This window comes from Sulfuritalea sp. (assembly GCF_017302275.1).
Classification (GTDB): domain Bacteria; phylum Pseudomonadota; class Gammaproteobacteria; order Burkholderiales; family Rhodocyclaceae; genus Sulfuritalea.
Window position 1 is genome coordinate 19,198 of record NZ_JAFLDR010000043.1, and the last position, 13,242, is coordinate 32,439.

A 13,242-nucleotide genomic window follows, 5' to 3' on the forward strand; every position below is an offset into this window, starting at 1 on the left:
GCGGCGCCCCACAGGGACTTCTTTCGGTCGCTGGCGATACGGTGATCGGCAGCGCCCGCGTCGGCATTCGTCGACTACTTTTTCGGCTGGAAGGCCATCGAGCGCGCCGAGATGGTGAAGGCATCGGAAAAGCACATGCCTTCCTCGGCACCCTGGTTCTTCAGCGAGGGGAAGATCGCCTCGACCATCTTCACCGAGCCGCAGGCGTAGATCTCCTTGCCGGCGAGGTCGGGGAAATCGGCCAGGATGGCTTCGTGTACCAGGCCTGTGCGGCCGTTCCAGTTGTCTTCCGGCGCAGCATCCGACAGCACCGGGATGAAGTGGAAGTTCTCGTGATCCCTTGCCCACCGTTGCGGCAGGTCCGGCAGATACAGGTCGGCCAGTCTGCGTACCCCCCAGTACAGGTGAATAGGACGCTTGAGGCCGCGATGGAAGGCATCCTCGACCATGCTCTTGACCGGGGCGAAGCCAGTGGCACCGGCGACGAAGACGATCGGACGCTCGGATTCGCGCAAGGAGAAATCACCAAGCGGGCCTTCGAAGCGCACGACATCGTCTTCCTTCATGTGTTCGAACACATGGGTGGTAAAGCGGCCGCCCGGCATCAGGCGAATCTGCAGTTCGATCAGGTCGGGCTGATGCGGCGGATTGGCGAAGGAGAAGGCGCGCCGCTGGCCGTCGTCGAGGATGATGTTGATGTACTGTCCGGCCTTGAACGGGATTTGTTGCCCCAGAGGCAATTTGAGCATGACACGCATCACGTCGTGGGTGAGTTTCTCCATGGTCACCACGCGGGCGCTGTATTCGCGAATCGCGGAGGGAACGGCCGACGTTTCGTATTCGATCTCGACATCGCCCAGTGCCGTGGCGCAGCACAGCAGCACCTTGCCTGCCGCGCGCTCCTCGGCCGACAGTGCGCTCGGCTGATACAGGCCGGGATCGACATTTCCGCTGAGCACGGTGCATTTGCAGTTGCCGCAGCCGCCGTTGCGGCATTCGTAAGGCAGGTTGATGTCATGGCGCAGGCCGGCATCGAGCAGGGTTTCGTCGAAGCGGATGGCGACGGTCTTGTGATCCGGGTGGAAGGTGACGACGGCTTCGGCCGGGGCCTCACCCATGCGCTTGGGCGGCAGCCAGGGCGCGAGGAAGAGCAGCAGGGTGAAGCCGATCATGCCGAACCACAGCTTCATCGGGTCGACCCAATACACCAGCGCCAGGGTCGGCATCTGGAACCAGTCGATCTGGATGTTGGTCGGCACCACCAGCATGTCGGCTTCGCCGCCCTGGCTGACGACCGGCTTCACAAGTGACAGCACGATGAACATCAGGGTGAAGGCGATGGCGATTTCCCGTGGCGGATTGATGTGGGCCCGCGGCACGCGCTGCACATGCACCCAGGCCAGTACGCCGGCGATCAGCGGCGCGCCGATGTGGACGAATGCCAGCAGCGTGAACAGCCGGCTGTTGACGTTTTCCTGGTAGATGAAGTTGCGGATCAGGGTGCCGTTGAACATCGGCAGCACGTCGAACCATTCGGCCGTGGCGATGACGACGAATTGCGCCAGCTTGTCCCAGACCAGCATGAAGCCGTTGAGGCCGGAGATGTACACCAGCCAGATCAGCGCCACGCCGATGGCCCAGGAAAACCAGCGGAAGCCGCGGTAGCGATCGTAGGCGAAGTGGCGCAGCATGTGCAGCAGCATGGTCAGGATCATGCCGTCGGTGGCGTAGCGGTGCACGCTGCGCATGATGCCGCCGGCCCACCACTGATTGTGGGTGATGCGCTCGACCGACTGGTAGGCGTCGTGTACCCCGGTTTCGGCGAAGATATACAAATACAGGCCGGTGCCGATCAGCAGCCAGAATTGCCAGAAACTGATGGTGCCGAGGTGATAGAAGGGGTTCAGCTTTTCGCCGAAGGCGAGATTGAACACGTTCTCGAAGCGCATGAAGAACCAGCGCACGAGGGATTGGATGAGTTTTAGCATGGTCGTGGTCGGCGTCAGTTCTTGGCCTGGCGGAAGAACAGACCGCCTTGGTCGGGGTTGAAATCGATCACCAGCACCTGCGCCGGCTTCAATGTGATTTGCTCTTCCTTGACGAAGTTGTAGCCGGGATTGACCAGGTTGTCGTTCATCCTGGCGGCGAGCTTGTAGGTGCCGGCTTTCAGTTCGAAGCGCTTGAATACCGTGCCGACGCCGTCGCGCGAAAGGCCGGTGGGGTGCATGATGACCTCATAGAGGGGCTTGTCGTCGAGTTCCAGGACGATCTTGGTGTCCGAACGGCCGCGCGGGCAATCCAGCGGCGCGCGCATGTTGGGCGGCAGCTTGGCGAGTTCCTCGGCCGTGCGCTTGCGGCATTCGCGTCCGCCGAGGTGGCTCATGGACAGCTTGACCAGGGCCACGTCGTCCGGAATCTGCTTGTAGATCGGATTGGTCGAAAAGTAACCGATGAAGGCGGCAAAGGCGCCGTAAAGCACGATTTGCCCGATGATGGCAGCGGGTTTAGCCATGGTGTTGGGTTCTCCGGGTAAAGGCGGGAATCTTGCTATGTGTTTCAGGCGTGGTTTCGAGTCGGCGGCGGAATTCGGCTACCACGGTGGCGAGCTTGCTGTCTTCGCCGCGCGCGACGGGGACGATTTCAATGCGATCGAGCGGCACCAACTGGCGCAGATTCGGTTCGCGGCGCCGCGTCAGGCGTTCGCGGGTCCATTCCATGCCGAGGCGGAATTCGCAGCCGCCATCGCGGCAGCCGGCCACCACCACGCCGTCGGCCCCGCTGCGCAGGGCGTATTCGATGAAGGATGGCGGCAGCATGCCGGCGCAGATCAGGCTGATGGCGACCGTGTCGGTGCCGGCCAACGGTCGCACGTCCGCAGCCTGGTCGCAGCCGAAAACCACCAGCCGGTGGCGCCCGGTCAGCTTCGCCAGGCCGGTTTCGAGCTGCTGGCGCATCACGTCGACGGGCTGCTGAGGCATGTCGATGCCGGTGACCAGGGTTTGCTGGCTGCGGAAAGGCGTCGACGATGGGCAGGAGCCGGCGCAAATCCCGCAGCCGGCGCAGAGGTCGGCGTCGACGATGGCGATCTGATGGCCGCGCTTGTCCGGGTGCGGCGCCATGGTGATGGCCTCGTAGGGGCAATCGACGTGGCAGCGGCTACAGCCATTGCAGTTGGGCGCATCGACCACGGCGATGTCCTGGCGTGCCGGGTGGGGCAGGAAGGGCAGGGCAAAGAGCAGGATGGTGACACCGAAGATCAGGGCCCACACGGCGGCGGGCGACGTCAGGTCGGTCAGCGGATGGAGGAACAGGATGAACCAGTCCAAGCGCAGGCCGGTGGCCACCACCGCGAGATCGGCCGGGGCTTCCGACACGGCGGGCTTGACGGCGGCCAGCAGCAGGAAGGCCGCCAATGTCGCCAGCATGACGCGACGCGACGGCAGGTAGTCCACCCGGCTGATGCGATTGACGTGGGCCCAGAGGCCGAGCAGCAGCATCAGCGGCACGCCGATGTGGATGAACACCAGCACCGTGAAGAAGCGGTCGTTGATCAAGTCGGGGGCGAGGAAATTGCGCGCCGTGGCGCCGTTGAACAGCGGCAGCCAGTCAAGCAACTCGGTGGTGGCCACCGCCGAGAACTGCGCCAGCCGGTCCCAGACTATCCAGTAGCCGCCGATGCCGGAAATGAAAACCAGCCAGATCAGCGGCACGCCGGTGACCCACGAGTAAAGGCGGAAGCCATGGTAGCGCCCGTAGGCCCACTCGCGCAGCAGGTGCAGGAACATCACCAGGACGAAGGCATCCGAGGCGTAGCGATGCAGGCTGCGCATCACGCCGCCGAGATACCACTGTTCCCGGGTCAGCCAGTCGATCGAGTTGTAGACGCCGTCGATGCTGGTGTCGAGCACGGTGTAGAGATAGAGACCGCTGACGACGAGGATCCAGAGGAAAAACAGGCCGAGCGCGCCAAGATGACGCAGGGGATTATCCGCGCCACCGAAAGCACCGTCGAAGGCGATCTCGGTGCGCTCGAAAACGCTGCGCGTTGCGGCAAGCAAACTCACGTTGGGGATCCCGAATCCGGCATCGGCGCCGATTATTAGGGATTAATGATATTCGGCTCGGCGATTTTTTGAATTGACTCTTATCAACCGGATCGAATCCCGCTGGAGTCGGTCTTGCGGGTGAAGCTCCAGGCGACCCAGCCGAGAAAAAAGAGGAAGCTGATGAAGCCTGCAATCTCAAAATAGAGTGCGTAGTTGGTGCGGTAGCGCCCGGTCAGCGGGTCATACACGGAGCAGATGATGCGCAGACGGTCGGCGAGTTCCTCGATGGTGCTGGTCTGTGGCGGCAGCGGCGCGCCGGTGACCATGCGCTTTAGCGGTTCGGCGATGTCCTCGGCGGTGAAGCTCTCGCCATACACCTGGCGCACGATGCGACCTTCGGCATCGACAAACGTGACCTGGTTGAGATGGTCGAAGCCGGCGGTGGTGGTGGCGTAGCTGAACCCAAAATCGGCGGTCAGCTCACCGACGATGGCGGCCGCCGGGCTGAGGAACTCCCAGTTGGGCAGGTTGATGCCGTGCTGATGGGAGAACGCCTTCAATGCCTCGGGCGAGTCGAAGGGCTGGTTGAAGCCGATGCTGACGATGTGAAAGCGGTTGGCGCCGAGCATGGCGACGGTGTTTTCGACCGCCTTCTGCAGGTTGCGCGTGGTGGTCGGGCAGACCTGGAAGCAGGCGGTGTAAATGAAATTGACCAGCAGCGGTTTGCCCTTGTAGTCGGCCAGGCGCACGGGTTTGCCGCGTCGGTCGAGCAGGACGTGGTCGCCGATCTGGCGGCCGATGGCGGCCTGCGATCGCTCGTAGGCGATCTTGTTGTCCAACGTAGTCAGCACGAGGCCGCTACGGTCGCCCTGCGGCACGGCCGCCATTGGCGCCGCCGTGGTACCGGCGCCGACTTTGGCGGCAAGCAGCAAGAACGCGACCGCGAGTGCAGAGCGGATCGGGAAACGCATGGCAACGAGCCCGGCTAGAAGCGGGCGTCTATGATCGCCGTGGCGAGCACCAGCGTCAACTGCGCCAGCGAGGAATGGAAGCAGGCCATCGCCGTGCCGCGGCCCGGGTCCCGCGCGAGGCGCCAAGCCTTCTGGATGAAAAGCGCGCCGCCCAGGGCGGCCCCGGCGAAGTAGATAATGCCCAGGCCGAAGAACAGCGGCACGAAGGTGGCAGCGACCAGAACCAGGGTGCTGGCGAATATGGCCTGTGCCGCGCGCGCATCGCCGACCACCACCGGCAGCATGGGTACGCCGGCGGCAGCGTAGTCGTCGCGATAGGCGATGGCCAGACTCCAGAAGTGGGGTGGCGTCCACAGGAACAGCACGAAAGCCAGCGCCAGCGGTACGGCACCCACCTGCGGTTCGGCGGCGGTGGCGCCGGCCAGCACGGCCCAACTGCCGGCGAGCCCGCCGAAGACGATGTTGAGCCAGGTGCGGCGCTTGAGCCAGACGGTATAGACAATGGCGTAGAAAAAAGCGCCAAGGAAGGTGAACAGCGCGGCCCAGGCGTTCAGTGCCATCCAGGCGGCAGCCACGGAGACCGCCATCAGACCGAAGATCACCACCAGCCAGATCGGGCCATGCTTGACCTCGCCGGTGGCGAAAGGGCGATTCTTGGTGCGCGACATCAGCGGATCGGTGTCGTGCTCGTAGTATTGGTTGAAGGCGCCGGCACTGGCCGAGGAAACCAGTACCGCGAGGGTCAGGATGACGAGTTGCATCGCGCTCAAGCTGGGACCGGAGCTGACGGCCAAGCCGGCCAGCGCGGTAAAGGTGATGACCACGCCGATACGCAACTTGAAAACTCCGGCGATGGTGCGGAAGCCGATTCCGGAAGGCTTGGGCAGCGTCTTTTCCATGGGCGATTGGGTATGGGGGTTGGTTCAACCTGCGTGAATCGGGCCTGTCCGCCAGGCCCGATTCACGCAGGCCCCGCGCGGGAGCGCGGGAGCCTGTGCTAGCGAAGGATCAGCTCAGACCCCAGACTTCGGACAGGTACTTCCAGTTCACGAAGTAGTAGAGGACGAAGCAGACCAGGAGGGTCATGGCCAGCACCACCGTGCCCGGAACCGAGACATGGTCGTGGCTGCCGGTGCCCGAGGCGTGAGCCGCCAGGGACTGGTCGGGGATCGGCGTCGGCTTGTCGGAGACCGGGCCGCCGTCGAGCTTCTTGCCGAACAACAGGGACCAGACGACGAGGAAGATCCACAGGCCGCCGCCGATGACCGCGATCACGCCGAAGATGCCGGTGAGACCCATCATCAGGTAGGCGGCGCCCGGCCACTCATACTGGAAGGGCGCGCCGGAGAAGGCCATGTCCCAATGGCGACGGGAGACGCCGAGGGTGCCGGCGCCCATCATCACCAGGCCGAGTACCGACATGCTGATGCCGAACAGGTAGGGCTGGATCTGGCACAGCTTGGGGAACATCATCTCGCGACGGAACAGGGTCGGCACCAGCAGGTAGGTGACGGCCATGAACGCCAGCGTGGTGCCGGTGACTACCGTGGTGTGGAAGTGACCCGGCACGTAGAAGGTGTTGTGCATCAGCATGTTGATCTGCTCGGTACCGAGCACGACACCGGAGATGCCGCCGAGGAAACCGAAGCTGACCAGCGAGATGAACATGCCCGAGAACACCGGGTTGCCCCAGGGCGCCTTGCGCAGCCACTCGAACAGGCCGTTGGTCAGGCCTTTCTTGCGCTGGGCGGCTTCGATCGCGCCCGGAACCGTGAAGCCGTGGATCATCGAGGCCATCACCGCGAAGTACATGAAGTAGGAGGTGTTGAGCACCTTCCACTCCGCGCTCATGCCCGGGTCGGACAGCAGGTGGTGGGCCGAGGCCAGTTGCAGGAACAGGATGTAGAGCAGGAAGGCGAAGCGCGACACCTTTTCCGAAAGCGGCTTGGCGCCGAAGACCACGGCGGCGATCAGGTACCAGATCGAGACGTGGGCAGCGACGTTGATCTGCTGCGAGGAGTGACCCAGCGCCCACCAGACCATGCGATACAACTGGGCATCGACTTCCTTGATCAGGCCAACCGACCAGAGCAAGGTCGGCAGCAGGATGCCGGCGCCGGCCAGGATCGTGAACACGGCGATGATTGCCGCCGTCAGGGCGCCGAAGGTTACCAGCGGAATCGATCCGGTGTAGGTCTTGTCGCGCCTGGCCACCACCAGCGTGCCGAAGAACACGCCGCAGCCGATCAGGGCGCCCACCGCGAACAGGATGATGCCGAGGTAGAAGTGGGGTGCGGCCATCATCGGCACGTAGGAGGTGAACATCACGCTCGACTCGCCCTGGAAGATGGCGACGTTGGTCATGATGCTGCCCACCACCATCAGCCAGAAGGCGGCCCAGGCGACCTTGGGCGTCGCCAGCCGGCAGCGCAGCAGCGTCGATGAGGCGAAGTAGAGCACCGCGATCTCGAAGAAGATGATCCAGAAGATCAGCATGTCGACGCCATGCACCGTCAGGATCATGTAGAACTGGTCGGCCGGCAGCAGCTTGATCGCCGGCCAGCGGGTGAGGATCACCAGCAGGGCGGTGATGCCGCCCACCAGCAGCCAGAGGACGCCGGCTACGGCATTCCAGCGCATCAGCTTGTCGGCTTCGAGTTCGAATTGAAGCCCGGTGCGCGGACAGGTACGGTATTGAGCCATCTCGGTGTCCCCTTTATTTCACGTAAATACGGCCGAGCATCGAGTGGTGCCCGATGCCGCAGAATTCATTGCAGACGATGGAGTAGGTGCCGGCCTTGGTCGGGGTCATCTTGACCACGTGTTCATAGCCGGGAATGACCTGGATATTGATGTTGGTCGGCTGCAAGGAAAAGCCATGGTTGTAATCCACCGAGGAGAGGTGGATCTTGTAGGTCTTGCCGGCTTCCAGCTCCAGGATCGGATACCAGGCCCACAGACGCGCCAGCAGGAAGGCCTCGCCCTTGGCATTCGGCTTGGCGACCGGAATCTGCTGCTCGGTCTCGGTGCGGATGGTGTTTTCCTTGACGAAGGCTTCCGTCTTGGCGGTGAACATTTCCGTGGTGGTCTTGTACACCTCGTTGGAAAGGTTCTGTTTGCCATTGACGTGCCAGTAAATCATCATGACGAACATGATCATGCCCCAGACGAAGGCAATACCGATCCAGACCCATTCTTGGCCGGAAATCGGCGTTTTCCACCACAACCTATCTGACGGCGGCAGGATTGCGCTCATATTGAAAATCTCCCTGATTGACGGAACTGCTTATTTGGCGAGCGGAACGCTCATGATGTCTACGATGCCCCAAAGGATGTACAAGACTCCGGGAGACGCAACCCCGAGGAACAGGAGCAGGAAGTGGTTGTCCAGCAGCTTCTGCATGAAAGGAACGTCTTCGTCGTTGTTCGCCATTTTTCTGCCCTCATTTTTATGGCGCGTGCCGCGCGCGGTTGAATCGGAAATACTAAATACTCGTGCCAGCGAAGATAGCCCGCACAGGGTGCTAGGGTAATTGATTCAGGACAAGAAAACACAGCGTTTGCAACGACTTCCCTGCTGCGCTGCGGCAATTCGTCGCAGCGGCGGATGGCCGCAGTCGGCCCCTGGGCACTGGTAAGCTATTGACCCACCACATTTTGAACCACCTTTCCGGAGTCCCCGATGAAACCCTCCCTTGATCTCAGCGCGCTGGACCAGCTCTTTCGCCAGGCGCATACCTTCAACAAGTTCGCCGACCAGCCGGTTGCCGAGGACGTTATCCGCGAGCTCTACGAACTGCTGAAATGGGGGCCGACCTCGATGAACGCCCAGCCGGGGCGCTATGTCTTTCTAAGGCCCGGTTCGGCGCGCGAGCGCTTGATTCCGGCCATGATCGCCGCCAACGCGGAAAAGACGCGCAAGGCGCCGCTGACCGCGATCGTGGCCATGGATACGTGCTTTTTCGACCACCTGCCGACCCAGTTCAAGGCCTACGACGCGCGCCCGATGTTTGCCGGCAATGCGCCGCTGGCGGAAGCCACGGCCTTCCGCAACAGTTCGCTGCAGGGCGCCTACCTGATGCTGGCGGCGCGCGCCTTGGGCCTGGATTGCGGGCCGATGAGCGGCTTCGATGCGGCGAAAGTGGATGCCGAGTTCTTTCCCGACGGGCGCTGGAAGAGCAATTTCATCGTCAACATGGGCTATGGCCTGGAAACCGGCGGGCACTATCCGCGCGGCCCGCGCCTGGCCTTCGAGGAGGCGGCGCAGATCCTGTGATCGAATGGTTCACGCCGCTTCCTGCGACTCCAGCCAGTAGGCGAGGCCCTGGGCGTTGAGTTCCAGGTCGAGGTGCCAGATTTCGAGGATGCTCTGGTCCGAGATGCGCACGCCATGGTGGCGCGCCTCGTCCAGCAGCAGCCGGGTCAGTCCGTCGCGGATCACGGCGGTCTTGTCGGCGGCGGCGCTCGCACCGAGCGCGATATCCACATAGCGGTCGAGCAGGCGCAGCACCTTGCGCCCCAGTTCGGCGGGCGGCGCGAGCCGGCTGAAGTGGGTCAGATACACCGCGTCCGGATTGAACGACAGCATGAGCTCGATCGAGGCGCGCATTTCGTCGGGGTCGAACTGGATCGGCGTCGATGAGGGCATGATCAGCGGCCGTCCGTCGACATCGAGTTCGCGGTAGGAAATGCCAAAGGTGTCGCCGGTGAAGATGCCGCCCGACTGGCGGTCGACGATGGCGATGTGGTGTTTGGCATGGCCCGGCGCGTCGATGCAGAGTAGCTCACGCGAGCCGAGCCTGAGTACGGTGTTGTCGCGGGCCTCGATGATGCGCGCGGCGGGAATCGGGATCAGGCTGCCGTACATGCGCCGCGCGCGCTCCTGGCCATACACCCCCTCGACGCCGGCCATCAGCTTCGAGGGCTCGACCATGTGTCGCGCGCCGCGCGGATGCACCACCAGTTTGGCGTTGGGGAAGGCTTCCATCATTACTCCGGCGCCGCCGGCGTGATCGAGGTGGATGTGGGTCAGGATCACGTAGTCCACTGATTCCGGACCGAGGCCTCGCGCCCCCAGCGCCGCCAGCGCCTGCGGCATGACTTCGAAGTTGGCGGTATCGACAAAAGCGGCGCGACCGTCGCTTTCGATCAGGTGGATGGCAGCCAGCAAGGGACGCATATAGTCGGCATCGAAGGCATAAATGCCGTTGTGGTAATCGATGAGCGGGCCGGTCACGGCGCGGTTCTCCGCGCGGCGCGGATCAGCTCGGCGCCGCGTTCGGCGATCATCACCGTCGGCGCATTGGTATTGCCCGAGGTGATGGTCGGCATGATCGAGGCATCGATCACGCGCAGGCGGCCGATGCCGCGCACGCGCAGCTCGGAATCGACCACTGCGTTCGGGTCGTCGGCCCGGCCCATGGCGCAGGTGCAGGTGGGATGGAAGATGGTGGTGCCGATGTCGCCGGCCGCCCTGGCCAGATCCTCGTCCGTCTGCTTCTGCGCGCCGGGCTGGTGCTCTTCGGGACGGTAGGGCGCCATGGCCGGCTGGGCGACGATGTTGTGCGTCAGGCGCAGCGCGCGCGCGGCGACCTGGCGGTCGTTGTCGGTGGACAGGTAGTTCGGTGCGATGACCGGTGCCGTCGCCGGGTTGCGGTCGCGGATATGCACCACGCCGCGCGAGGACGGACGCAGGTTGCACACGCTTGCGGTGAAGGCCGGGAAGGAGTGCAGCGGATCGCCGAATTTCTCCAGCGACAGGGGCTGGACGTGGAATTCGAGGTCGGGGGTTGCCACTTCGGGCGAGGAATGAAAGAAGCCACCCAACTGGCTGGGTGCCATCGACAAGGGGCCGCTGCGGAACAGCGCGTACTCCAAACCCATCATCGCCTTGCCCCACAGGCTGTTGGCGCGCTGGTTCAGCGTCTTGATGCCATGGACCTTGAAGATCATGCGCAACTGCAGGTGATCCTGCAGGTTGCCGCCGACGCCGGGCAGGTCGTGCAGCAGGGGCACGCCACGGTTTTGCAGCAGCGCAGCCGGACCGATGCCGGAGCGCTGCAGGATTGCCGGCGAGCCGATGGCGCCGGCCGTGAGCAGGGTCTCGATGCGCGCCCTGACCTTGTGCGGCAAACCGCCAAGGCTGAACTCGACGCCGCGCGCTTCCTTGCCATCGAAAATCAGCTTGTCGATCAGCGCGCCGGTGACGACCTTGAGGTTCGGGCGGTGGAGTACCGGGCGCAGCATGGCCTTGGAGGCATTCCAGCGCACGCCCTTCTTCTGGTTCACCTCGAAGTGGCCGATGCCGAAATTGTCACCGTGGTTGTAGTCGGACTTGAAGGGGATGCCCGCCTGCTGCGCGGCCTCGGTGTAGCGGTCGAGGATGTCCCAGTGCAGGCGCTGCTTCTCGACGCGCCATTCGCCCTGGTCGCCGTGCATGGCGTCGGCGCCGCCCCAGTAATCCTCGCTCTGCTTGAAGATGGGCAGCACGCTGTCCCAGTTCCAGCGCGAATCGCCGGTGATCCGCGCCCACTCGTCGTAGTCGCGCACCTGGCCGCGCAGGTAGAGCATGCCGTTGATCGAGGAGCAGCCGCCGAGCACCTTGCCGCGGGCGTAGATGATCGAACGGCCATTGAGGCCCGGCTCGGCCTCGGTCTTGTAGCACCAGTCGGTGCGCGGGTTGTTGATGCACTTGAGGTAGCCGATCGGGATGTGGATCCAGATCCAGTCATCCTTGCCGCCGGCTTCGAGCAGCAGCACCGTCACGTCGGGATCGGCCGAGAGGCGGTTGGCCAGCACGCAGCCGGCGGTGCCGCCGCCGGCGATGACGTAGTCGAACTCGCCGAAATCGACGGGCTGCGTCACTTGTTCACCGGCATGACGAATTCGGGGCCTTTCGATTCCGAGCCCGGCCAGCGCTGCATGATGGCCTTGTACCGCGTGTAGAAGCGCACCCCTTCCTCGCCGTAGATGTGGTGGTCGCCGAACAGGCTGGCCTTCCAGCCGCCGAAGGAATGCCAGGCCATGGGCACCGGGATCGGCACGTTGATGCCGACCATGCCGACTTCGATCTTCTGCACGAAGGCCTGCGCCGTGCCGCCGTCGCGCGTGAAGCAGGCGACGCCGTTGGCGAAGCTGTGGCGGTTGATCAGTTCCACCGCGGCGGCGAAGGTCGGCACGCGCACCACGCACAGCACCGGGCCGAATATTTCCTCCTGGTAGATGCTCATGTCCGTCCTGACGTGGTCGAACAGCGTCGGGTTGATGAAGAAGCCCTGGGCCAGTTCGCCGACAAGATTCTCGCGGCCGTCGAGCACCAGCCTCGCGCCTTCCCTTACGCCGGCGGCGATGTAGCTGGCCACCTTGTCGCGGTGCACTCCGGTCACCAGCGGCCCCATGTCCACATTCGCCGTGTCGCCGGCGCCGACTTTCAAGGTCTTCGCGCGTTCGCCGACCTTGGCCACCAGTTCGTCGGCACAACTGCCGACGGCGACGGCGACCGAGATCGCCATGCAGCGCTCGCCGGCCGAGCCGTAGGCGGCGCCGATCAGCGCGTCCGCCGCGCCGTCGAGGTCGGCATCGGGCATCACCACCATGTGGTTCTTGGCCCCGCCCAGGGCCTGCACCCGCTTGCCGTGGGCGATGCCACGGGCCTGGATGTATTTCGCGATCGGCGTCGAGCCGACGAAGGACACGGCCTGCACGTCCGGGTGTTCGAGCAGGGCGTCCACTGCCTCCTTGTCGCCCTGCACCACGTTGAAGGCACCCGCCGGCAGGCCAGCGTCATGGAGCAGTTCGGCGGCGAACAGCGAAGGCGAGGGATCGCGCTCCGAAGGCTTGAGGATGAAGCTGTTACCGCAGGCCAGGGCCATCGGCGCCATCCACATCGGCACCATGAAGGGAAAGTTGAAGGGCGTGATGCCGGCGGTGACCCCGAGCGGCATGCGCTGGCTCCAGTGGTCGATGCCGCCGCCGATGCCATGCGAATGCTGGCCCTTGAGCAGTTGCGGAATGCCGCAGGCGAACTCGATGACTTCGAGTCCGCGCTGCACCTCGCCCAGCGCGTCGGGCAGGGTCTTGCCGTGCTCGGCCGAGAGCAGGCGGGCGATGTCGTTCGAGTAGCGTTCGACGAGGTCGCGGAACTTGAACATGACGCGGGCGCGGCGCTGCGGCGCGGCGTTGCCCCAGTCGGCGGCCGCGGCACGGGCGGCGGTCACCGCGCGGTC

12 protein-coding genes are annotated in these 13,242 nt (G+C 64.1%); 1 reads left to right on the plus strand and 11 read right to left on the minus strand.

The window, feature by feature from the left end; translation table 11 throughout:
- Positions 1-74: 74 nt before the first annotated feature.
- From J0M27_RS17945 to J0M27_RS17980, 8 genes are all read right to left on the minus strand, one after another.
- The gene (locus J0M27_RS17945; RefSeq protein WP_294994951.1) at positions 75-1,988 is read right to left on the minus strand and encodes a 2Fe-2S iron-sulfur cluster-binding protein; all 1,914 of its coding nucleotides are present in this window, start codon (positions 1,986-1,988) and stop codon (positions 75-77) included.
- A gap of 14 nt (positions 1,989-2,002) precedes the next feature.
- Positions 2,003-2,512, minus strand: coding sequence for a hypothetical protein (locus tag J0M27_RS17950; RefSeq protein WP_294994953.1), 510 nt, complete (start codon positions 2,510-2,512; stop codon positions 2,003-2,005).
- On the minus strand, positions 2,505-4,064 hold the full coding sequence (locus tag J0M27_RS17955) for a hydrogenase iron-sulfur subunit (protein WP_294994955.1): 1,560 nt from the start codon (positions 4,062-4,064) through the stop codon (positions 2,505-2,507). The genes J0M27_RS17950 and J0M27_RS17955 overlap by 8 nt, the downstream gene beginning before the upstream one ends.
- Positions 4,065-4,147: 83 nt before the next feature.
- A complete protein-coding gene (locus J0M27_RS17960; protein ID WP_294994958.1) occupies positions 4,148-5,017 on the minus strand; it encodes an SCO family protein in 870 nt (289 codons plus the stop codon).
- Positions 5,018-5,031: 14 nt separating this feature from the next.
- Positions 5,032-5,916, minus strand: coding sequence for a heme o synthase (gene cyoE, locus J0M27_RS17965; RefSeq protein WP_294994961.1), 885 nt, complete (start codon positions 5,914-5,916; stop codon positions 5,032-5,034).
- A gap of 109 nt (positions 5,917-6,025) precedes the next feature.
- Positions 6,026-7,720 (minus strand): cbb3-type cytochrome c oxidase subunit I, encoded by a 1,695-nt coding sequence (locus tag J0M27_RS17970; protein WP_294994964.1) that lies wholly within the window; start codon positions 7,718-7,720, stop codon positions 6,026-6,028.
- 13 nt (positions 7,721-7,733) lie between these two features.
- Entirely contained in the window at positions 7,734-8,273 is a 540-nt protein-coding gene (locus tag J0M27_RS17975) for a hypothetical protein (RefSeq protein WP_294994967.1), read from the minus strand.
- A 30-nt stretch (positions 8,274-8,303) separates the two neighbouring features.
- Positions 8,304-8,450: a hypothetical protein gene (locus tag J0M27_RS17980; RefSeq protein WP_294994970.1), complete on the minus strand. Its 147-nt coding sequence runs from the start codon at positions 8,448-8,450 to the stop codon at positions 8,304-8,306.
- Between the two features lie 249 nt (positions 8,451-8,699).
- Between J0M27_RS17980 and J0M27_RS17985 the strand changes: the two genes are divergently transcribed.
- Positions 8,700-9,293 carry a malonic semialdehyde reductase gene (locus tag J0M27_RS17985; protein WP_294994972.1) on the plus strand — a complete coding sequence of 198 codons (594 nt, stop codon included), beginning with the start codon at positions 8,700-8,702 and terminating at the stop codon, positions 9,291-9,293.
- Positions 9,294-9,302: 9 nt separating this feature from the next.
- On the opposite strand, the gene J0M27_RS17990 is transcribed toward J0M27_RS17985, so the two are convergent.
- The 3 genes from J0M27_RS17990 to J0M27_RS18000 all read right to left on the minus strand — a co-directional run.
- On the minus strand, positions 9,303-10,253 hold the full coding sequence (locus tag J0M27_RS17990; RefSeq protein ID WP_294994975.1) for an MBL fold metallo-hydrolase: 951 nt from the start codon (positions 10,251-10,253) through the stop codon (positions 9,303-9,305).
- Positions 10,250-11,881, minus strand: coding sequence for a GMC family oxidoreductase N-terminal domain-containing protein (locus J0M27_RS17995; RefSeq protein ID WP_294994978.1), 1,632 nt, complete (start codon positions 11,879-11,881; stop codon positions 10,250-10,252). Before J0M27_RS17995 ends, J0M27_RS17990 begins: the two co-directional genes overlap by 4 nt.
- The coding region (locus tag J0M27_RS18000; RefSeq protein WP_294994981.1) for a CoA-acylating methylmalonate-semialdehyde dehydrogenase at positions 11,878-13,242 on the minus strand (1,365 nt) is incomplete at its 5' end. The genes J0M27_RS18000 and J0M27_RS17995, both read right to left, overlap by 4 nt.

Excerpts from the sequence above, each read along its gene's own strand:
- J0M27_RS17970 (WP_294994964.1), bottom strand. The coding sequence starts at position 7,720 with ATGGCTCAATACCGTACCTGTCCGCGCACCGGGCTTCAATTCGAACTC.
- J0M27_RS17975 (WP_294994967.1), bottom strand. The coding sequence starts at position 8,273 with ATGAGCGCAATCCTGCCGCCGTCAGATAGGTTGTGGTGGAAAACGCCG.
- J0M27_RS17980 (WP_294994970.1), bottom strand. The coding sequence starts at position 8,450 with ATGGCGAACAACGACGAAGACGTTCCTTTCATGCAGAAGCTGCTGGAC.
- J0M27_RS17950 (WP_294994953.1), bottom strand. The coding sequence starts at position 2,512 with ATGGCTAAACCCGCTGCCATCATCGGGCAAATCGTGCTTTACGGCGCC.
- cyoE (WP_294994961.1), bottom strand. The coding sequence starts at position 5,916 with ATGGAAAAGACGCTGCCCAAGCCTTCCGGAATCGGCTTCCGCACCATC.
- J0M27_RS17985 (WP_294994972.1), top strand. The coding sequence starts at position 8,700 with ATGAAACCCTCCCTTGATCTCAGCGCGCTGGACCAGCTCTTTCGCCAG.
- J0M27_RS17945 (WP_294994951.1), bottom strand. The coding sequence starts at position 1,988 with ATGCTAAAACTCATCCAATCCCTCGTGCGCTGGTTCTTCATGCGCTTC.
- J0M27_RS17960 (WP_294994958.1), bottom strand. The coding sequence starts at position 5,017 with ATGCGTTTCCCGATCCGCTCTGCACTCGCGGTCGCGTTCTTGCTGCTT.